Origin of the sequence: Ornithinibacillus californiensis, from assembly GCF_001038485.1 — a bacterium.
GTDB lineage: Bacteria > Bacillota > Bacilli > Bacillales > Amphibacillaceae > Ornithinibacillus > Ornithinibacillus californiensis.
In genome coordinates, this window is the sequence record NZ_LDUE01000036.1 from 1 (window position 1) to 21470 (window position 21470).

The 21470-nt window shown below is 40.1% G+C and carries 23 protein-coding genes; 20 read left to right on the plus strand and 3 right to left on the minus strand.

The window, feature by feature from the left end; translation table 11 throughout:
* Positions 1-293 precede the first annotated feature (293 nt).
* The 7 genes from TE34_RS08590 to TE34_RS08620 all read left to right on the plus strand — a co-directional run bounded on the left by TE34_RS08590 (position 294) and on the right by TE34_RS08620 (position 5948).
* Positions 294-770, plus strand: a complete 477-nt coding sequence (locus TE34_RS08590) for a flavin reductase family protein (protein ID WP_047984414.1) — start codon at positions 294-296, stop codon at positions 768-770.
* A gap of 30 nt (positions 771-800) precedes the next feature.
* Complete coding sequence (locus TE34_RS08595; protein ID WP_047984415.1) at positions 801-1943, plus strand: Leu/Phe/Val dehydrogenase; 1143 nt, start codon at positions 801-803, stop codon at positions 1941-1943.
* Between the two features lie 10 nt (positions 1944-1953).
* The gene (locus tag TE34_RS08600) at positions 1954-3198 is read left to right on the plus strand and encodes a dihydrolipoamide acetyltransferase family protein (RefSeq protein WP_047984416.1); all 1245 of its coding nucleotides are present in this window, start codon (positions 1954-1956) and stop codon (positions 3196-3198) included.
* Between the two features lie 103 nt (positions 3199-3301).
* Positions 3302-4093, plus strand: a complete 792-nt coding sequence (locus TE34_RS08605) for a fumarylacetoacetate hydrolase family protein (RefSeq protein ID WP_053075018.1) — start codon at positions 3302-3304, stop codon at positions 4091-4093.
* Positions 4090-4845, plus strand: coding sequence for a fumarylacetoacetate hydrolase family protein (locus tag TE34_RS08610; RefSeq protein ID WP_047984417.1), 756 nt, complete (start codon positions 4090-4092; stop codon positions 4843-4845). The genes TE34_RS08605 and TE34_RS08610 overlap by 4 nt, the downstream gene beginning before the upstream one ends.
* Positions 4846-4858: 13 nt before the next feature.
* Positions 4859-5236: a 5-carboxymethyl-2-hydroxymuconate Delta-isomerase gene (locus TE34_RS08615; RefSeq protein WP_047984418.1), complete on the plus strand. Its 378-nt coding sequence runs from the start codon at positions 4859-4861 to the stop codon at positions 5234-5236.
* 325 nt (positions 5237-5561) lie between these two features.
* Positions 5562-5948: a RidA family protein gene (locus TE34_RS08620; RefSeq protein ID WP_047984419.1), complete on the plus strand. Its 387-nt coding sequence runs from the start codon at positions 5562-5564 to the stop codon at positions 5946-5948.
* 62 nt (positions 5949-6010) lie between these two features.
* Here TE34_RS08620 and ytaF read toward each other — a convergent pair whose 3' ends face one another.
* Positions 6011-6640: a sporulation membrane protein YtaF gene (ytaF, locus tag TE34_RS08625; protein ID WP_047984420.1), complete on the minus strand. Its 630-nt coding sequence runs from the start codon at positions 6638-6640 to the stop codon at positions 6011-6013.
* Positions 6641-6820: 180 nt separating this feature from the next.
* Here ytaF and TE34_RS08630 point away from each other — a divergent pair, with 180 nt between their 5' ends.
* The 5 genes from TE34_RS08630 (at position 6821) to TE34_RS08650 (ending at position 10942) form a co-directional block, all read left to right on the plus strand.
* On the plus strand, positions 6821-7225 hold the full coding sequence (locus TE34_RS08630; protein ID WP_047984421.1) for a hypothetical protein: 405 nt from the start codon (positions 6821-6823) through the stop codon (positions 7223-7225).
* Positions 7226-7283: 58 nt separating this feature from the next.
* Positions 7284-9458 (plus strand): DNA topoisomerase III, encoded by a 2175-nt coding sequence (locus TE34_RS08635; protein ID WP_047984422.1) that lies wholly within the window; start codon positions 7284-7286, stop codon positions 9456-9458.
* A 366-nt stretch (positions 9459-9824) separates the two neighbouring features.
* Positions 9825-10265: a GNAT family N-acetyltransferase gene (locus TE34_RS08640; RefSeq protein WP_047984423.1), complete on the plus strand. Its 441-nt coding sequence runs from the start codon at positions 9825-9827 to the stop codon at positions 10263-10265.
* 196 nt (positions 10266-10461) lie between these two features.
* Positions 10462-10635 carry a hypothetical protein gene (locus TE34_RS21310; RefSeq protein ID WP_201777684.1) on the plus strand — a complete coding sequence of 58 codons (174 nt, stop codon included), beginning with the start codon at positions 10462-10464 and terminating at the stop codon, positions 10633-10635.
* A gap of 67 nt (positions 10636-10702) precedes the next feature.
* Positions 10703-10942, plus strand: a complete 240-nt coding sequence (locus tag TE34_RS08650; protein WP_047984424.1) for an indolepyruvate ferredoxin oxidoreductase subunit alpha — start codon at positions 10703-10705, stop codon at positions 10940-10942.
* 125 nt (positions 10943-11067) lie between these two features.
* Here the strand turns inward: TE34_RS08650 and TE34_RS21220 are convergent, their stop codons facing one another.
* A complete protein-coding gene (locus tag TE34_RS21220; RefSeq protein ID WP_169749093.1) occupies positions 11068-11205 on the minus strand; it encodes a hypothetical protein in 138 nt (45 codons plus the stop codon).
* 211 nt (positions 11206-11416) lie between these two features.
* Here TE34_RS21220 and TE34_RS08655 point away from each other — a divergent pair, with 211 nt between their 5' ends.
* From TE34_RS08655 to TE34_RS08690, 8 genes are all read left to right on the plus strand, one after another.
* Complete coding sequence (locus TE34_RS08655) at positions 11417-11761, plus strand: SCP2 sterol-binding domain-containing protein (protein WP_047984425.1); 345 nt, start codon at positions 11417-11419, stop codon at positions 11759-11761.
* Positions 11762-11799: 38 nt separating this feature from the next.
* Positions 11800-12942, plus strand: coding sequence for an acyl-CoA dehydrogenase family protein (locus TE34_RS08660; RefSeq protein ID WP_047984426.1), 1143 nt, complete (start codon positions 11800-11802; stop codon positions 12940-12942).
* Positions 12939-14141 (plus strand): acyl-CoA dehydrogenase family protein, encoded by a 1203-nt coding sequence (locus tag TE34_RS08665; protein ID WP_047984427.1) that lies wholly within the window; start codon positions 12939-12941, stop codon positions 14139-14141. Before TE34_RS08660 ends, TE34_RS08665 begins: the two co-directional genes overlap by 4 nt.
* A gap of 18 nt (positions 14142-14159) precedes the next feature.
* Positions 14160-14954, plus strand: coding sequence for an enoyl-CoA hydratase/isomerase family protein (locus TE34_RS08670; RefSeq protein WP_047984428.1), 795 nt, complete (start codon positions 14160-14162; stop codon positions 14952-14954).
* A 305-nt stretch (positions 14955-15259) separates the two neighbouring features.
* Positions 15260-16099, plus strand: coding sequence for an SDR family NAD(P)-dependent oxidoreductase (locus TE34_RS08675; RefSeq protein ID WP_236687133.1), 840 nt, complete (start codon positions 15260-15262; stop codon positions 16097-16099).
* A gap of 15 nt (positions 16100-16114) precedes the next feature.
* Complete coding sequence (locus tag TE34_RS08680; RefSeq protein WP_047984430.1) at positions 16115-17251, plus strand: thiolase family protein; 1137 nt, start codon at positions 16115-16117, stop codon at positions 17249-17251.
* A gap of 14 nt (positions 17252-17265) precedes the next feature.
* The gene (locus TE34_RS08685; RefSeq protein WP_047984431.1) at positions 17266-17613 is read left to right on the plus strand and encodes an SCP2 sterol-binding domain-containing protein; all 348 of its coding nucleotides are present in this window, start codon (positions 17266-17268) and stop codon (positions 17611-17613) included.
* A 51-nt stretch (positions 17614-17664) separates the two neighbouring features.
* Entirely contained in the window at positions 17665-19500 is a 1836-nt protein-coding gene (locus tag TE34_RS08690; RefSeq protein WP_053075020.1) for an AMP-dependent synthetase/ligase, read from the plus strand.
* A 223-nt stretch (positions 19501-19723) separates the two neighbouring features.
* Here the strand turns inward: TE34_RS08690 and TE34_RS08695 are convergent, their stop codons facing one another.
* Positions 19724-21211: a response regulator transcription factor gene (locus TE34_RS08695; RefSeq protein ID WP_047984432.1), complete on the minus strand. Its 1488-nt coding sequence runs from the start codon at positions 21209-21211 to the stop codon at positions 19724-19726.
* Positions 21212-21470 lie beyond the last annotated feature (259 nt).

Sequence of the window (21470 nt, forward strand, 5' to 3'; positions counted from 1 at the left end):
CAAAATTCCGAGGAAATAAGAAAAAATGATTGAGAGAACGCTTCTCATAATCAAAATTCCGATGAAATAAGAAAAATTGATTGAGAGAACGCTTCTCATAATCAAAATTCCAAGGAAAAAAGAAAAAATGATTGTGAGAGAGCTTCTCACGAACAAAATTCCGAGAAAACACGAAAAAATGACTGAGAGAACCCATCTCACAGACAAAATCCCAAGGAAGTAAGGGGAAATGTCCAAGAGAAAGATTCTCAAAAAAATGAACGTCAAAATACTAAGTGAATGGGGGTCAAAATGTGGATGATCGTGCATTCCGAAACGCCATGGGAAAATTCACAACCGGTGTAACCGTCATTACAACTAAACTTGGAGACGAAATCCATGGCATGACCGCAAATGCCTTTATGTCAGTATCCTTAAACCCAAAGCTAGTCCTCGTATCAGTTGACAATAAAGCAACGATGAAACGATATATAAACAATTCAGGTAAATTTGCAGTTAGTTTTCTAAATCAAGAACAGAAAGACTTGTCTGCCTATTTTGCAGGGCAAAAAGATGAAATAAGGGAGATTGATTTTCACTGGATTCATGAACTACCAACAATAAAAGAAGCACTGGTGAATATCATTTGTGATTTACATGACACTGTAGATGCTGGAGACCATACACTTTTCATAGGTAAAGTTACGGACTTAGTCGTTAGAGAAGGAGAACCACTAGCATTCTATGAAGGAAAATATCGAGAGTTAGAAAATAGTGAACGCGTGAAATAGATTTATATTTTGCTGAATGGGGGTTTGACCATGAAACAGCAATTAGATCAGTCATCTAAGGTGTCAATGGATATCTTTGAAAAAATAAGTGGACATGAACAAGTAGTATTTTGCAATGACCCTAGTACAGGGTTACAAGCTATTATTGCGATTCATAATACGACACTCGGGCCTGCGCTTGGAGGAACGAGAATGTATCCATATGCTAGTTTGGAAGATGCGTTGGAGGATGTACTCCGTTTATCGGAGGGGATGACGAATAAATGTGCTGCTGCGGATATTGATTTTGGTGGTGGTAAAGGAGTTATTATCGGGGATCCGAAGAAGGAAAAATCACCAGCATTGTTTAGAGCCTACGGACAATTTGTCGATTCCTTGAACGGTAGATTTTACACCGGAACGGATATGGGAACGACGATGGATGATTTCGTGCAAGCAGCAAAGGAGACGAATTTTATTAATGGGATTCCAGAAGAGTTTGGTGGTGGAGGAGATTCTTCCATCCCAACAGCAGAAGGAGTACTGTACGGGTTAAAAGCTACGAATCAATATTTATTTGGTGATGAAGCACTAGCTGGCAAAACTTATGCCATTCAAGGGTTAGGTAAGGTTGGTTTTAAAGTAGCCCAACAGCTGTTACAAGAAGGAGCGAATCTAGTTGTAACAGATATATCCGAAGAAGCCATTTCAGAAATTCAGGAAATAGCGGATTCCTTACAGGGGAATGTAACCGTAGTAGCGAGTGAAGGGATTTATGATGCAGATGCTGATATTTTCATTCCATGTGCAATAGGCGGTATTTTGAATGATGTAACGATTGAGAAGTTAAAGGTAAAAGCTGTGGTCGGGTCTGCGAATAACCAGCTGAAAGAAGATTATCATGCAAAAGCACTTCATGATAAAGGAATCCTTTATGCGCCAGATTATATCGTGAATGCTGGGGGGCTCATTCAAGTTGCCGATGAACTTTATGGAGCGAATAAAGCTCGTGTTCTACTAAAAACAAAGGCTATCTATCAATCTATTTTAGAGATTTACCAACAATCGGAGCTTGATGCCATTACAACACTGGAAGCAGCAAACCGCAAATGTCAGCAACGCTTAGAAGAGCAACGGTCACGAAACAATTTCTTTAAAAGGGATAAAAGCCCGAAGTGGACATTTTATAAATGAGGTGTAACCAATGGTTGAAGTAAAATTTCATGATATTGGCGAAGGAATGACAGAGGGCGAAGTTGTTAGCTATTTAGTTAAGGTCGGCGACACAGTTAAGGTTGACCAGCCATTAGTAGAAATGCAGACCGACAAAATGGTTGCTGAAATTCCTTCACCAGCTTCTGGAGTAGTGAAAAAAGTAAATTTTGACGTTGGAACAACAATTACGATTGGCTCTGTATTGTTGGAGATTGATGATGGAAAAGTTGCACAAGATACGAAGTCTAGTCCGGAACAGGAAGTTTCAGCTGCAGTACTTACACCTGAGAAAAAGTCCAGTCAAGAAGAAACTCCTTCCAAGAAGAAACCACCAAAACGAATTATTGCTGCTCCGCATACGAGAAGGATTGCTAGAGAAAATGATGTAGATATTGAGCAAGTAGTTGGTTCTGGTCCTGCCGGAAGAGTTACAGATGAAGATATTTTCCGATTCATACGCGAACGAGAAGGGAAAGATGACGCATTAGCAGAAGTAGCAGTGGAACCAGAAATCAAAGAAGTAAGTAACACGAGTATTCCGGTTGAAGATACGATTCCGTTTACCGGCATTCGAAAACAAATTGCGATGAGAATGACTAAATCCTTATCAACTATTCCACATGTGACTCATTTTGACGAAGCAGATTTGACGAACTTACTAGATTTCCGTAAAGAACTGAAAGCGTCTGGAGAAAATATTTCAGTTGTAGCATTTTTCCTAAAAGCTCTTGCCATTACATTAAAAGAGTTTCCGCTATTCAATGCAAGGCTGGATGAGGAAAATAATGTGATTCGACTTTTAAAGGAATATCATATTGGGCTTGCGACTAACTCAGATAAGGGGTTACTAGTCCCTGTTCTTCGGGATGTGGATAAGAAATCGATGAAAGAAATCCAGAATGATATGAAGGCATTGACTAAGAGAGCGATTGAGCAAAAGCTTAGTGTTGGAGAAATGAAAGGTGGCACTTTTACAATTAGTAATGTCGGTCCACTTGGTGGAACCGCAGCAACACCAATCATTAACCATCCTCAAACAAGTATTATCGCTTTTCACAAGACGAAGAAAATGCCTGTTGTAATGGAAAATGATGAGATGGAGATTCGCTCTATCATGACGATGTCTTTATCCTTTGATCATCGTGTCATTGATGGTGCAGATTCGGTTATGTTTACGAATCGTTTCATTGAATTAATTGAACAACCGAAAAAACTGTTATTACATTTACGCTAAAGTAAGATACGAAACGGGCAGCTTGTACCAAATATGGTTCTACTGCCCGTTAGACGTTGCAAAGGCAATTAAAAAAAGCTATTAGATAGAGGTGATGGCACTCATGATGTATCATGCAAAAGCAAGATTTTCTTCTACAACAGGGCTTGAAGATATTTATATCGGGCAGTCTCACGTTGAATGGAAAGGTGAAAAACTCACTGAAGATGCCTTCTCTTGGCAATCCCCAGTAGTTGGTACGGTCTACGGGACACTGTTAAATTTCCAGGAGCAAGTGGATGCTCTTAAGGAAGACTTTCATAAGGCACCATATAATAAACCACCAGAGCGACCAGTACTATACATTAAACCGAGGAATACAATTAATGCTCATTTAAAAGAAGTTGCTATACCAAAGGAAGCAGAAATGGTAGAAGTGAATGGAACACTTGGCGTTGTTATTGGAAAAACTGCCACCCATGTAAAAGAAGAGGATGCTCTTGACTATGTGGAGGGATATACCATCGTGAATGATGTATCCATTCCTCATCGCAGTTTCTATAGACCAGCAATTAAACAGAAAGCTCGAGATGGTTTCTGCCCAATTGGTCCATGGATTGTCTTGAAGGAAAATGTGCCAGACCCGGATAACATAATGATTTGGACATTTAAAAATGATGAATTGATACAAGTAAATAGCACGAAAGATTTAGTGCGCTCGATTCCAAGATTAATTCAGGATATTTCGGAGTATATGACATTAGCCAAAGGGGATTTGCTTCTAGTAGGTATACCTCATGACCCTCCAACCGCAAAAGCAGGGGATACGATTCGAATTGAAATTGATCATATTGGCAGTTTAGAGAATCGATTCGTCTATGAGAATGTTCGTGTTGCAGGAGGGGAAAAAGTATGAAGCATGCACGTGTAGCTTGTTTTGGTGCTATTCATGAGGCAACCTTAGCTGATGGAAAGTTAAAACTTTCAGATGGAAGATTAGTAGATGAAAAAGAAGTGACATGGTTACCTCCAGTTGAACCTGGGACGATATTTGCACTTGGTTTGAATTATGCGGACCATGCAAGCGAAATCAGTTTCAAAGCTCCAGAGGAACCACTCGTTTTCTTAAAGGGACCTAATACATTAGTCGGTCATGATGGTGAAACGAGAAGACCAAGAGATGTGGAAATGATGCACTATGAGTGTGAGCTAGCTGTTGTTATTGGAAAGAAAGCACGAAATGTAAGGCGGGAAGATGCATACGATTATGTTTCAGGTTATACCGTCGCCAATGACTATGCTATCCGTAACTACCTAGAAAACTATTATCGCCCTAATTTGGCCGTGAAGAATCGTGATACTCTAACCCCTATTGGACCGTGGTTTGTGGATAAAGATGATATTTCGGATCCGATGAATCTTAAGTTATATACTTACGTTAATGGAGAATTGAAGCAAGAAGGTTGTACAAAGGATATGGTGTTTGATATCCCATTTTTAATCGAATATCTAAGCAGTTTTATGACTTTAAACGAAAATGACATCATCCTGACCGGAACACCAAAAGGAACGGTGAATGTGGTAGAAGGTGATGAAGTTGTCGTAGAAATTGAGGGAATTGGTGCATTGAAGAATACCATTGTTGGTGATGAAGTTTTTGTAAGATAGGGAGTTGTTCGTATTGCCACATATTACCGTTGAGTACACGGATAATCTAAAGAAAGACGGAGATTTTACAGGTTTACTGAAAAAAATAAATGAAACGCTCATCAGTGAAGGCTTCCCCATTGGCGGGATCCGTTCCCGAGCAATTGAACTAAAAGACTATTGTGTAGCAGATGGAAAAGGCAAGGATGATAGCTTTGTTCATGTCACTTTAAAAATCGGAGCTGGACGTACAGAAGTGGTAAAAAAAGCAGCCTGTGACCACTTATTTGACGTACTAGAAAACCATTTGGAAAAGCAATTTGCTAATCGCTATCTAGCGTTATCACTAGAATTAGCAGAGTTTACGTATCCCACGTACAAAAAGAATAATATTCATCAGCGCTATCGGTAAAAACACTGACAAATATAGAGTTACATGTTAAACTCGATTCAAACAAGGAGACTGGGACAAAGAATTCTAACAAAAGGTAAAAGATTAAGTAGTGCATATACCCCGCTCCGGAAATATACTTCGCTTTCCGCGGGCGGCTGGTGAGCCTCCTCGTGCTGGCGCACTGCGGGGTCTCACCTATGCCTTTCCTCCCGCAGGAGTCTACGTATATTTCCGGAGCTAGACTAGTGGTTATTCGTCTTTTTAGTTGGATATCTCGTTGTGACTCAGTTTTATCTTTACCATTTAGACAAATTATTATATGTAGCAAAGGAGCAAGCACACCATGAGAAAAGCATTTAATTCTAAAACCGTTTCTGCATCTGGTCCTTATTCACATGCAGTTGATACGGGAGATTTTGTGTATCTATCCGGTCAAACGGCTAAAAACACCGGGTCCCAAACAACATCAGAAGATTCAAAGGAAGACATCACTTCGCAAACAAAGCAGTGCTTTATCAATCTGCAATCCGTTTTAGATGAAGTAGACCTTGACGAATCAAATGTCGTAAAAGTGAATGTGTTTTTAACAAGTATGGACTACTTTGCAGAAATGAATGAAGTGTATCAAACATTCTTTAGCGAGCCATACCCAGCAAGAACTTGTGTTGCTGTGAAAGAGTTACCACTTGGTGCAGATGTTGAAATTGAACTTATCGCAAAACGAAAGTAAGATCCCATACTAAAGCTCTTAGTCCAATGAACTAAGAGCTTTTTTATATAGAAGCTTTAAAATCAGATTAAATTGAGTACTCCTAGTGTAATTAAAACGACAGGAGGTAAAAAATTCATTCGTTCTAGTCGTTTACTTTTCACTAACAAATTTCCAGTTCGGATTCCATAATACAGAAATACACCACTCATAACTGCAATTAATATTGGGGTAAATATAGGAGAATATCCTAAGATTGCCGCACCTATCCCTGCTCCAAATGCATCTAATGCAAGAGCTGTACCAAGCAAAATTGCCTCCCCGATGGAAATCGTTCCAGAGCGATCAAGGTCTGCTTTGTCTGGAGTTGTTAAAACAGTTCTAAAGCTTTGAAAATTATTCGGAGACATCGTTGAGGGATTCGCTTCATCTTCTTTTTTCACTTGACTTCGAATGGTATTAATTAAAGAGAATAACCCAATACATATGAGTATTGTTCCACCAATTGTCTTAGCAAAGCTTACTGTTAAAAAGGAATTTAGCATCGTTCCAATGACCATGGACAGGAGAACGACTATTCCAGAACAAACCATGATAATCGCTAAGGCGCTTTTAGGAACAAGGATTCTCCGCATTCCATAGGTTACCCCAACCCCAAACCCATCCAAACTTACAGCAATTACTAGGAACAATAATCCAGTGTAGAAAAGCATCAGCACCATATCCTTTACTTGTTCTAGGGTATTGTATGGAAATATGGGCTGTAGTGTGCTTTGCTACTTTATGAAGAAATTAATCTAACATAATTCTGTTCTTGTCCATTAGATTTTGGTATCGTTGGAATAAGGAACTGAAAAATAATATAGAGATGTGTAGTTGATGGAGGAGAATGTATGAAAAGAAAATTCTTAACAGCTTTGTTGTCGGCTGTTGTATTTAGTTTTTTGTTAGGTTTATTAAGTTATCTTACATATACAGCTGATAGTTTATGGGTACCAATGTTATTCTTTCTAATGTATTCAGCACCAGTTTATCTGATTGGCGGAATCCCCGTTGCTTTTCTGATAGATAAAGTAATTAATAGCGTGAATTTCTCATCCCAACTTGCACGTCACTATACTAGATATGCTTTGTTCATTCTAGCAGGTATTGTTATTTCTGTGATTTATATCGTCATTTTATCCTTTGCCGATGATAAATTTGAAATCATGTCGCAGGCTTCATTAACATATCTTATTGGTGGAGTTATTGCTGCCTTAGTATTCTACTATGTTTCTGCAGTAGTTGATAAAAAATGAGTCGAATAAGAATATGGTATAGTTAGAATTAGCTTTTTTCTAGAAAGGAATTAAACAAATGAGTAAAACGTTAGTATTAGCAGAAAAACCTTCTGTAGGTCGAGATATCGCCCGCGTATTGGGTTGTAATAAAAAAGGGAACGGATTTATGGAAGGATCGAAATATATTGTTACTTGGGCGCTGGGTCATTTGGTGACATTGGCAGATCCAGAAACCTATGATGATAAATATAAACAATGGCGACTAGAGGATTTACCTATGCTTCCTTCTAATCTAAAGCTTGTTGTCATGAAGAAAACCGGAAAGCAGTTTAGTGCTGTAAAAACACAAATGAATCGTAAGGATGTTGGAGAAATTGTTATCGCGACGGATGCAGGACGCGAAGGGGAGCTTGTTGCACGTTGGATTATTGAAAAAGCCCGTGTACAAAAACCGGTTAAGCGCCTTTGGATTTCTTCCGTAACCGATAAAGCCATTCGTGATGGGTTTAACCAATTGAAGCCTGGTAAGAACTACGAGAATTTATATGCTTCTGCCGTTGCTCGTTCGGAAGCGGATTGGTATGTTGGGCTGAATGCTACACGAGCGCTAACGACTAAGTTTAATGCACAGCTTTCCAGTGGACGCGTTCAAACACCAACATTAGGAATGGTTGCCGCAAGAGAGCAAGAGATTAAGGACTTTAAGCCACAGACTTACTACGGTTTACAGGCAAAAGGCAATGCAGGTATTAAGTACACCTGGCAGGATGCTAAAAACAACACACGTATGTTTTCAAAGGAAAAAGCGGATAGTCTATTTGGTAAGCTAAAAGGTCAATCCCTAAAAGTTGTTAAAGTGGATAAAGCAGCTAAGAAAAAGTTCGCACCTCAACTATATGATTTGACCGAATTGCAACGAGATGCCAACCGTATCTTTGGCTTTTCTGGTAAACAAACCTTATCCATCATGCAAAAATTATACGAGCGACATAAAGTGTTGACCTATCCAAGAACAGACTCTCGAGTTATTTCAACAGATATCGTACCAACATTAAAAGACCGTCTGCAAGCATGTGGGGTAGACCATTATGCGCGTTTTGCACAGATTATCTTGAGAAAAGGAATTAATAAGTTACCAAAATCTGTTGTAGATAATGCGAAGGTCAGTGATCACCATGCTATTATTCCTACAGAAGAGCCTGTAATTTTAGAGGATTTGGATGATAAAGAACGAAGAATTTATGATTTAGTAGTGAAGCGTTTCTTAGCAGTCTTAATGGATCCGCATGAATATGAACAAACCACGATTCACGGTGAAATTAGTGGAGAGTCATTCACGGCGAAAGGTAAAGTAGTGAAGAATCAAGGTTGGAAAGCAGTATATGATCGTAATTTTGATGATGAAGATACCGATGATCAACAACTTCCGAACGTTAAACAAGGTGACGTATTCTCGGATATCAACCTTAACTTGACCACTGGTGAAACTAAGCCACCCGAACGGTTTACTGAAGGGGCCTTACTACAGGCAATGGAAAACCCTGTACGTTTCATGAATCCAGATGAAAAACATTTAGCTGGCACACTGCAAGAGACTGGTGGAATAGGTACTGTTGCCACACGAGCAGACATTATTGATAAGCTCTTTAATGGCGGCTATATGGAATTGAAGGGAAAATATATATTCCTAACTTCAAAAGGGAAACAGCTTCTAGACCTTGCACCAGAAGACTTACGCTCACCTGCATTAACCGCGGAATGGGAACAAAAGCTAAGTCAAATAGCAGAAGGAAAGCTAAATAAAAATAAATTTATCACAGAAATAAAGGACTACACGAAAGAAATCGTCCAAGAAATAAAAGGAAACGATAGTAAGTTTAAGCATGATAACATGACAGGAACAAAGTGTCCTGATTGTGGTAAGCTCATGCTTGAAGTAAACAATAAGAATGGCCGAATGTTAGTTTGTCAGGACCGATCCTGTGGCCACAAGAAAAACATTGCCAGAAAGACGAATGCACGCTGTCCGAACTGTCACAAGCGTTTGGAACTTCGAGGTGAAGGTGAAGGGCAAATGTTTACTTGTTCCTGTGGACATCGCGAAAAACTCTCTACCTTTAATAAGCGTAAAGAGCAAGAGAAAAAGGGTAAGGTTTCTAAAAAAGATGTTAATAAATATTTGAAGAAACAAGATGATGGGTTTACAAATAATGCTTTAGCTGAGGCGCTTGCTAAGTTGAAGGATAAATAATAGATAATGCCTTGGGTGTGGGAGAGCACTCAAGGCATTATTTATTTAATAGTTTAAACATGGGTTCTAATAATCATTTTTGACTTGGAAGTAGGGTTTAAATGAAGTTAATAAGGGCTCTAAGCATCATTTCGATCCCGAAAATTGGTTTGAAATGAAGTTAATAAGGGTTCTAAGCATCACTTCGGTCCCGAAATTGGTTTAAAATGAATTTAATAGGACTTCTTAGAATCATTTCAACTTCAAACCGTTATTTAAAGTGAAGTTAATAATAGCTGTTTTGCAGACCTTCTCTATAGCAGGAATAATAGCGCTTTTGTCGAATTATATAAACATACTTATAATTATTAGCAAAAGGGTGATACGATGGTTATAGTAAGAGAAATCCAGCCTGAAATGCTTTATGATATAAGGCATGCAATATTACGACCACATCAGCCGTATGAGGCTTGTATTTATGATACTGACAACGACGCGGGCGCATTTCATGTCGGAGCATTCCATCAAGAAAAGCTAATTAGCATAGCTTCCTTTTATGTGGAAAAACATCCTGATTTATCTTATAAATCACAATATCGACTTCGAGCGATGGCAACACTGCCAGAGCATCGTCAACTGGGAGCTGGTAGAGCGGTTGTTCAGTTTGCAGAAGGGCGTATTAAGGATAATCAAGCTGAAATTTTATGGTGCATGGGGAGAACCAATGTCCAGGGATATTATGAAAAACTAGGATTTCAAGCATATGGAGAAGTATTTGACTATCCTCCGATTGGACCACACATCGTTATGTATAAAGAATTGTTTTAAGAAGGAGGTAAACGGGCATGGAAACTCTTCCTGACTGGTTTTGGTCCATTTACTATTTTGTTTTACTAGTAACGTTTGGAGTATCGATGGTTTGCGCAATAAAAATAAAAAGCTCATTCTCTCTCTGTTTACTCTAATGATTACCGGAACTCTCCCTATCTCTGGTCTCGTAAATAGTATAGGGAGATATGACAATATGAATGAATGGGAACACCTAGTTTTGGAAATACAGAATGGCGCTGCTTGGGCGATTTACTCTGTGGTTGGATATATCTGGTTAGTAGTTTGGTGGGGGATTTTTTATCTTATCTATATAGAAAAAAATTACTTAATCACATTCCTTGAACTTTCTGTGAAGCGGTTTACTTGAATTAAAAGAAGATGTATCATTAAAATGGAAGTGTACCTTGAATAAATTAGGGAGGGTTAACATATATATGGCTTTTGTTATTTTAGATCCGTGCAGACAAGAGAAAGCAGCTGAATGTGTCAGTGTCTGCCCAGTTGATTGTATAGAAGAAGGACCAGATCAATTCTACATAGACCCCGATATTTGTATTGACTGTGGAGCTTGTAAAGCAGCATGTCCAGTTGATGCGATTGAGGAAGAGTATGATTTGACTCCAGAACAAGAAGTTTTCTTAGAGAAAGCAGAAGAATTTTTTGCTAATCGCTAATTGATAAATATAAAATCCCGCTAGCTTCATAGTTAGCGGGATTTTTATGTAGATTTATTTTGTTCCTATTGTAAGGAAATCAGAGGTATGAAAAGAATTTACAGAGGGTGTTTGAATTCGTAGTACTACTCTTCGTCTACAGCAACTGCTAGTTTACTAGCAATCCAACGCTTTGCAGTCTCTTCATCTACTTCATATATTTTTCCAGCACGGAAAAGTTCCCCATGGTAAGCAGTTTGTACATTCATTTTTACTTTTCTCATCGTCACTAACTCCTTCCTAGTTTTATTATATCGAAATAAGTAGCGTGTCGCTAATGTTACGAGATTCTCGAACCAAAATTACCCCTACATACTAACGTACCGTTTCTACCATCCCCTAACTGTCCCCTACATAATACGGAATTCTAAAAGTCATTCACAAACCGTATTCTTGAAATAAGCATGAAGTTAAATCTAGTCAGGAGGAGTAGTAATGGAAGAAGTGAAAAAGTTGTTTCAAGAAATTGACGCTGCATTAAAGGAAGATGCAAGCAAGGCAAAAGGTGTGGAGGCTGTTTATCAATTTAATTTTCATGATGATGATAAAACTACCTTTCAGCTTGTATTAAAAGGAGATAACAGCTATGCAACAGAAGGGGAACAAGAAACTCCCGACTGCACACTAGTGATGGTAAAAGAGGACTTTCTAGCGATGGCAAAGGGCGAACTAAATGGCACGAAAGCGTTCATGAGTGGACGATTAAAAATTAAAGGAAATATGGGCCTAGCATTAAAACTACAGGATATTTTGGCTAATTATAATAAAACAAGAAATTAAGGGAGATAGCATCTCCCTTTTTTAAGGGGTGAGTCAGTTTGATTTCATTTCAAGCAACAGATGATGAATTAGCTTTTGTAGCAGTTGCAAAAGAATTTGCGAAAGATAGAATTCGCGTACAGGCAAGAGAATCTGAGCAAGTAGAGAAAGTAAATGAAGATTTAATAGAAGAGGCAAACGAATTAGGTTTTCTAGCATTAGAACTTCCCGAAGACTGGGATGGTCTCGAACTGCCTTTAATTACACAAACCCAGATCATGAAGGCATTGAGCTATGGTGATTTGGGGATAGTGCAAGGATTTACTGGCGCCGGAGATGCAGCATCACTGTTTCGTTTGCTCTTTGAACACCCAGGTCTACAACAAGTAAAAGACGATAATTTGACTCAAGGTGATTCAACCACCATATTGGTTGACCTTTCCGACACTGAGAAACCTTTGGGAAGCACTGTATCCGTCCAAAAGGATGGAAATAGTTACCTAGTTAATGGGAAGACGGAACCGATTCGGTTAGCGCAGTATGCAGATACATGTGTGCTGTTTGCAAAGGATCAGGATGGTAGTCCTGTCATTTTATTACTAAATGATGACTGGACGGTTGAAGACGGGGATTACCGTTTAGGCCTTTTAGCTGCTGGGATTGGAAAATTAACGTTTGAAGACGTTCGTGTGCCGGAGTCCTCTGTCCTTGCAACAGGTACCAAGGCAGCGCTTATCATGAAAAAAGTTCAAACGCGCAATTATATCATCCATGCAGCAAAACAAAATGGGCTGATGGAAGCTGCATTAGATTATGCAACCGAATATACAGCAGGAAGAAAGGCATTTGGTCAAGAAATTGCTAAGTTTCAGGGCGTGTCATTCAAAATAGCTAAAATGGCTATCGAGACACGTATTGTTAATCACCTTACTTGGGAGGCAGCTTTAAAAGCAGATGAAGATTCTGCTATGGCACATGGATTAGCCTTAAGGGCAATTCACCGGGCACATAAGGGAGTTCGCTTTGTTACGGATGCAGCGGTGCAACTATTGGGTGGTCATGGTTTTATTCAGGAGTTTCCCGTAGAAAAGTGGATGAGAGATGCACAAGCACAAGTAGCACTTTATGGTCGAGAGCGTGATTACCTTACTCAGCGCGGAGCAGAGATACTTAGTGGTCAGGTGGAGGTGCCGGTAGAATGATTTCGTTTGAGCTTTCCGAACAACAAAATCAAATAAAAGAGATGACCCACTGGTTTGCTGAGAATGAGATTCGTCCGATGGCGCTAGAGGCGGATCGGCTTGGCAAAGTTCCCGATGATTGGTTACATCAAGTTAATCAAATGGGGATTCAATTAAATACTTCTTCCTTTGGTGGTGGAGGAAAATCCTCTGGGAAAAGGAAAAAAGAACGAGAAGGAAATCGCATGGGTGTCTTGGCTACAGAAGAGATGGCTTGGGGAGATCCAGCTGTGACATTATCACTACCAGGTGCTGGGCTTGGCGGTCCACCAATTGAAAGTAGCGGCACAGCCGAGCAGAAGGAAAGATTTCTCTCTATCTTTACAACGGATAAGCCACGCTGGGGAGCCTATGCACTAACTGAACCAGAAGCAGGATCGGATGCATCAGGTGTACGAACGACTGCAAGAAAAGTAGATGGGGGCTATATTCTTAACGGACAAAAGATTTTTATCACAAATGGTGGGCGAGCGTCTTGGTTAGTCGTATTTGCAACAGTAGATCCAAAGCTTGGTCGTGCTGGACAGCGTGCATTTGTCGTGGAAAAAGGAACTCCAGGTTTCAGCTGCACGAAGCTGGTGAAGAAAATGGGCTTACGAGCGAACGAAACAGCAGAGTTATTATTGGAAGATTGTTACGTCCGAACCGAAAATCTCCTCGGTGGAGAAGAACTCTATGAAACTAGTGGTTCGAAGCCATCCGGGTTTCAAGTTGCGATGAAGACTTTTGATTCTACTAGACCGATAGTAGCTTCTATGGCTATTGGGATTGCAAGAGCTGCATACGAATATACGTTAGATATTGTAAAGAAAGAATACCCAAAACAAGGTAACTATTTTCATCTAGCTTCCGAAATTCTAGCAGAGGCAGAACAGGATATTCAGGCTGCTAGATTATTAACCTGGGAGGCAGCATGGATGGCTGACCATGGTATTGCTAATGCAAAGGAAGCGGCAATGTGTAAAGCTTATGCTGGTCAAATCGCTTTAGATGTATGCGCTAAATCACTTGAACTTTTAGGTCCAACTGGGTTGGAAGGACATTTGGTAGAAAAGTTATACCGTGATGTGAAAGTGTTCGATATTTTCGAAGGTACGAATGAAGTCCAACATCTTGTCATTGCCAGAAGGCAGTATGCTCCTTACGATATTCGCGTCTAAGGGAAGGAGGTAGAATTTTTGTCCTATCAGTTAATAGATATCGAAAGAAGAAATAAAGGTGTTACCTGGATTCTGATAAATAATCCACCAGCTAATGCAATCGGTGAAGATTTAATGCAGGAGTTTGATCATGCTGTTGAGGAGCTCACGAATGACGAAGCTACTAGAGTGGTAGTGATTGCATCAAAGAATCCAAAGATATTCCTTGCAGGTGCTGATTTAAAAGGGATAGTCATGAACAGTGGCGATATGGCAGATGATGATAATTTTATAGCTAGAGAGAGTGCTAGAATGCAAGATTGTTTTCAAAAATTTGCGGATTTGCCAAAGCCGGTCATCGCTGCAATAAATGGATATGCCCTCGGTGGTGGCTGTGAATTGGCTCTTGCATGTGATTTCCGGTTAATGGGGAATGGAAAAATTGGGCTGACAGAGGTTTCCCTTGGACTCATACCCGGAGCAGGTGGCACACAGCGAATGACTACAATTCTTGGGCGAGCGAAGGCAATGGAATTGATTTTTCTCGCGAAGAAGTTAGAAGCAAAAGAAGCAGAAACCATCGGACTGATTCATCGTGCAGTGGATGCAGAGCTGTTCGAGGAAGAAGTAACGATGTTTGCTGAGGAGCTATCTACTGGAGCAGTCCATGCGATGGGGCTAGCAAAGAAGGCGATTAATGCATCAGAAAAAGGTTTGGCAGCGGGGCTAAAAGTAGAGGCTCAGGCGTTTGCAGATACATTTTTGACCGATGAGCCTAGTATTGGATTGGCAGCATTCTTTCAAAAGCAGAAAGCTAATTTTTTAGTGAATTAGATTGTAACTGCTAGGGGGGATGAGCTTGAAATGGGGTGCATGAGCCCAAACCAGAGGTACATGAGCCCGAACCAGAGTACATGAGCCTGAACCAGGGTACATGAGCCCGAACCCGAGGTACATGAGCCCAAACCAAGGCTCATGAGCCCGAATCCCAGGCACATGCGCCCGAACCCGAGGTACATGAGCCCAGACCAAGGCACATGAGCCCGAATCCCAGGCACATGAGCCCGAATCCCAGGCACATGAACCCGAACCGAGGCTACATGTGCCCAAACGATAGATTCACAAGGAAGGTGAAAGCATTGTCTTGGAACGAACTACTAAAAGGAAAAGTGGCAGTTGTCACAGGTGCTTCCAGAGGATTAGGTCGTGCAGATGCATTGGTACTAGCAGAAGCTGGGGCAGACGTGGTGATTACTGATATTTTAATTGAATCTGATGAATCCAATGAAATGGAAGCAGAGAAGTATGGTCCGATGGCACAGATTATGCAAAGCACGAATGTGATGTATGCCGATAAAACGGCGAAAGAGATACAAGACATGGGCAGGCGTTCATTCGCTATGAAAATGGATGTGACGGATCGTGACCAGGTGAAAAACGTCTTTGCTAAGGTTAAAGAAGAATTTGGTCATATTGATATTTTGATAAATAATGCTGGCACATTGGATCACATCTCTCAGATTGAGGATCAGAATGATGATTATTGGGAGCGCGATATGCGGGTGAATTTGACTGGTGCCTATAACTGTACAAAGGCAGTATGGCCATATATGAAGGAGCAACGTTACGGGAAAATTATTAATATGGCTTCCGTTGCAGGTACGCTGGGAGGTTTTGGGCAAGCGAGTTATTCTGCAACAAAGGGAGGTTTACTTAGTTTCACAAAAAGTATGGCGATAGAAGGTGCTCGATTTGGAATTAATGTTAATGCCATCGTTCCTGGGATTATTGGAACAGAAGCATTTCATATCGGGAATCCAAAGATGAATGAACGGATGATAAATCGTACAGCGTTCAAGCGTCCTGGTGAACCGGAAGACATTGCTAACGCTATTACGTTTTTAGTTTCAGATAAAGCAAAATATATCACTGGTGTTGGATTGAATGTGTCTGGTGGGATTGAATTATTTACGTTTTAACAAGGAGGTGAGCTTATGCGAGAGGTAGTCATAGTAGATGCAGTTCGAACAGCTGTTGGGAAGAAGAAAGGGTCTCTGTCTGGAATTCATCCAGTAGATTTACTAGTACCAATATTGAATGGTCTTGTAGAGCGAAATAGTCTAGACCCTGCGCTGGTTGAGGATGTTGCATGTGGATGTGTAACAATGACCGAGGAGCAGGGAGGAAATATTGGAAGAATGGCCGTTCTAGCTGCTGGTTTTCCAGTTGAGGTTCCCGCTTATTCAATGAACCGGATGTGTGGCTCTAGTCAGCAAGCCATACATAGTGCAGCGCAGACCATTCTGGCAGGAGATGCTGATATTGCTATCGCATGTGGTGTGGAAAATATGAGCCTCGTACAGATGGGCAGTGATTTGGGAGCTTTTAGTGACAAGTTAATCGATAGGCACAACATTGTCCCTCAAGGTTTTTCCGCAGAAATGATAGCTTCAGAGTGGGGATTAACTCGTGAAGAGTTAGATGAATTCGCGTTAATGAGTCATGAAAAGGCTGCAAGAGCAACAGAAAATGGACTGTTCAAGCGAGAGATACTGCCAATCACGTTGGAAAACGGAGAAGCCTTTGAAAGAGATGAAGGGATTCGCACGAACACATCAATGGAAAAACTAGCTGGGCTTATTCCATCTTTTAATCCTGATGGTGGTGTAGTGACAGCTGGAAATGCGAGTCAGATTAGCGACGGTGCTGCAGGCGTCTTGCTTATGTCAGCGGAGAAAGCAACAGAACTTGGATTAAAGCCTCGTGCCAGAATAATCGCTAGAACGGTTGTTGGAGTTGACCCAGTTATGATGCTTACCGGAGTCATCCCGGCAACTAAGCAGGTACTAAAAAAAGTGGGACTTACATTAGCGCAAATGGATGCTATCGAAATCAATGAAGCATTTGCCTCGGTTGTCAAGGCGTGGGAGAAGAAATTACAAGCCGATATGTCGAAGGTAAATGAAAGAGGTGGTGCAATTGCATTAGGCCATCCGCTCGGTGCAAGTGGAGCGAGAATTTTAACCACTTTGCTGCATACATTAGAAGATAAAGATGGGAAATATGGGCTTCAAGTGATGTGTATTGGGTTTGGAATGGCAACCGCCACTATTATAGAAAAACTAGCGTAAGGAGGATTACCGGAATGGAGTTTGTAAAACCGAAATCAGATGAAGTGTTTGAGATGATTGATGCTGCATTACATTATGACCCAGATGCGACGAAAGGAAAGGAGGGTGTTTATCAATTTAATTTATCCGGTGAAGATGGCGGGACATTCCAGATGATCATTGAGCCTGAGGAAGCACGTGCAGTAAAAGAAGTAGAAAAAGAGCCGAATGTCGTGTTAACGATGAAGGCCGATGATTTTAAGGTTTTAGTTGCTGGTTCATTAAACCCAACGGCAGCATTTATGAGTGGGAAACTAAAGATTAAGGGGAATATGGGTCTGGCATTAAAGTTGCAAACCGTACTTAATTCTTTTTCATTTTAGGATTAACGGTTAGGGGTATCGGGAAGAAAAGCGATACAAGGAGGTTTTTAGATGAAACCTAGTAATATAGTAGAAATGCTTTACCAGACAGTCACGAAATATTCGGATAAAGATGCGTACATGTGGAAAGAAAACGGGATTTATCAGCATATGACCTATGGCGTTTTTTGGGAAAAGATTTTTTATACTGCCTCTGCTTTTAAGATGCTTGGAATTGGAGAGGGAGATAAGGTTGCCATTCTTTCGAACAGTAATCCCATGTGGGGGATTACTGATTTTGCATTAGCTAGTATAGGCGCAATTAGTGTCCCTGTGTATCCTACACTACCAGCTGATCAAGTTGCCTATGTATTGGAGAATTCCGATGCACGAGCAATTGTAGTCGAAAATGAGGAACAGAGGCAAAAGGTCATCACAGGCGACGTGAAACTTGATTATATGATTACGATGTATCCAGAGGCTGAGTTCTCTGTTGACGGAGAGCTATCCTTTGAAAACTTTGAAGAGCTTGGAAGAGAAAATTTTCTTCCAGATTGGAAAGATACGTGGCGACAGATTGACAAGAAACAGGTGTTAACACTGATATACACATCAGGGACTACCGGTAAACCAAAAGGTACGATCTTAACCCATGAAAATTTTCTAGCAAATGTCGAAGCAGTCAAGTTTTGGTTTATAGAGCTATTACCAGAGGATCTCGCATTATCTTATTTGCCTTTGTCCCATGTTTTCGAACGAATGGCAGGACATTATACATTGCTCTCGGTAGGTACAACCATTGCCTATGCAGAAAGTATTGAAACCATCCAAGAGAATTTGGTGGAAGTACGGCCTACTATTATGACAAGTGTGCCTCGGTTATTTGAAAAGGTCTATGCTAAAGTATTAGACGAAATCAATGGGGGGTCACCGGTGAAAAAGAAAATATTTAAATGGGCAGTTGAAATTGGAAAAGAACGCTATGAGCGCTACTTAGATACATCTGTCCAAGATTTAATTTTAGCGGAATCCATGCCGAAAAGCTTTCAACGGAAATGGAATTTAGCCAATCGACTAGTTTATCGAAAAGTGAAAGATAAGCTTGGAGGACGTCTTCGTGGGCTAGTATCTGGTGGTGGAACGTTAAATCCAGATATTGCACGTTTCTTTTGGTCATTAGATATGCCTATTTTAGAAGGTTATGGACTGACAGAGACAGCGCCAGTTATTACATTAAATCCGATGATTCGTTCGAAGGTTGGTACAGTTGGTAAGGTGCTGCCTAATTTAGAGGTGAAGCTTGCTGAAGATGGTGAGGTTTTAGTTAAAGGTCCCAGTGTCATGCAAGGATATTATAAAAATGAGGAAGCAACGATTGATGCGTTTGATGGGGAATGGTTTAAAACAGGTGACATCGGGGAATGGACGGAAGATAACTATTTGAAAATTATCGATCGTAAAAAACGCATCCTCGTGCTTTCAACTGGGAAAAATGTTGCCCCGCAACCAATTGAAAACGCTATCAACGAGAGTCCTTATGTTGAGCAGTCACTCGTAGTTGGCGATAATCGGAAATTCATCATGTGTCTAATCAACCCTGACTATGAGAATCTACTATCATGGGCGAAGAAAAATGGGGTTCGCTCTGAGGACTTACAGGAAATTTGTCGTTATAAAATAATTAAGGATTTACTAGTTCAAGAGGTAAGAGAACGTACCAAGCATTTCGCTAATTTTGAACAGCCAAAGAAAATCGTTATTGTGAGTGAGCCTTGGACAGTGGATGGTGGCGAGTTAACACCGAAATTGTCTCTTCGGATAAATATCATTCAGGAGAAGTATAAGGACTTGATTGATAAAACTTATCTGGAAGCAAATGCTGGTCAGGAGCAAGTTACCGTTCAATAGAGGGGGATATCAACCGTAATCAGTGTGGTATCAACTGAAACCGGAGCATTATCAACCGAACTGTGAAATCATCAACCGTTTTTGAATATTATCAACCAATATTACAGAACATCAACCATAATCAAAAGGACATCAACCGTATTTGCCAATCATCAACCAAATCGGGAATAACATCAACCATATATACACAAAAATAAGGAGCTAACCCTAGCTCCTTATTCTCTTATTCAATCATACCTTCCCGTAATGCACGAGCAACAGCTTCTGTACGGTTTCTGGCATCCATCTTTTGCATAATGGCAGATACATAGTCGCGAACGGTATATTCACTTAAGTTTAATGAACTAGCAGCCTCTGTTGTCGAGCAACCTTCTGCCATTAACTGTAGAACTTCAATTTCCCTTGGAGAGAGATTAACCTCATCTGTTGGAGACTTCGCTTCTCTCTCATTTGAAAACTTAGCTAGTATTTCACCAGCACTTTGCCCAAATTTGATTAGTGCGGAGAAGATTTCTTGCCCAACTTTAAAGTATTTTCCAGGACCTTGATCAAGTATAGCAGCACCTAATAATTTATTATTGGAGGCTAAGAAGATAGGCGCTATGATAACAGAGCGTAAGTTAAATTGTTGGATGTACTGACTTGGAAAGCCGATTTCTGCGTCTTTTATGTAGATTGGCTGGAGGTAATCTAGGCTTTTTCCAAATAGCTCTAAGATTTGAAGGTTATTCTGGATGATTGGTAGATTACTAATATCCTCGGTGATGTTTTGAATTGCTGTATTGTCTAGATGATGACCGAACAATCCAAAGCCCATCTGTTCATCGATCGAGTAGGAGAACAGCGCACATCGTTCGAATGGAAGATAATTGACAAACCCTGCTGTAATATTCTCCACTGCTTCACGGTAGTTTCTAGAGCGTAAAACCGTTTCATTAAACATAATAACGGAGTCTTTCCACTGTTGATCCTGCTTCGTCACCTGAAAGGATTCTTTGCCATTTTGAAAGACTTGCAATGCATAGGATACAAATGGGACGACATGTGTACTATCTTCCTTATGAACACAAATAAGAATCGTAATATCCTCATAAGGAATTGGGAAAACGGTATACTTCTGTTTTTCCTCTAGGGACATTTGGTCTAGCAGTAACTCAGATAACCCATATATGGTATTCGATTTCACATGATCATTACCGTGCAGTAAATCTTGACTAAGATGGTTAAACCATTTCTCTGCTACAAATTGATGGTTCCTTTTTAATGCGATTGCTGTCCAGATAATCGGTAACTGATTTGAAGACACTAGATTTTGTAAAAACGTATCAATGGCAAAATATTGCTGGTAGGGCTGTGTTAATACTTCCTCACTCAACTTAATAAACACGTATTGAATCGCTTGATGATGTTTATGGGAAAACTCCTTATTTTGTTGAATCACTTTGTGAACAGCATTTTCCAGTAGCGTTATGATAAATTTGTTCGTTTGAAAGGATAGGGTTAACGATTTAGAAGTTGACTCATCAGAAGAAAATAGCCTGTTTGAGAAGTATTGAATAGTATCTTCTATGTTTTTAGGAGATCGATCTCTTGTTAAGTTAAGTCGGGCTGTTACCGTATTCCATTCTTCTAAGATTTCATCTTTGTGGAGTTGAATGAGGTTTAACCCCTTTTCAAAAATAGTGTTCATTTGTTCGTTTAATGTATACATTGGATTCACTCCTTTCACAAGCAATTTATTCTTCTAAAGTTTGGGCTTATTCAATAATATTCGCGCAATATGGATATTATCCTAGTTAGAAAAAGAGCTTGTTAGAATAGTAGTTCGAAAGCCTACCTAAATTTGAAGGGTTCGAATTGAAAAATATAGGAATATTGTGAAAAAATAGGGAGAATGGTACTAGCCATAGATTTTTAAAAAGCCTATATTTGTAGGGATACTAATATTGAATATTCTGAATTAAAATAAG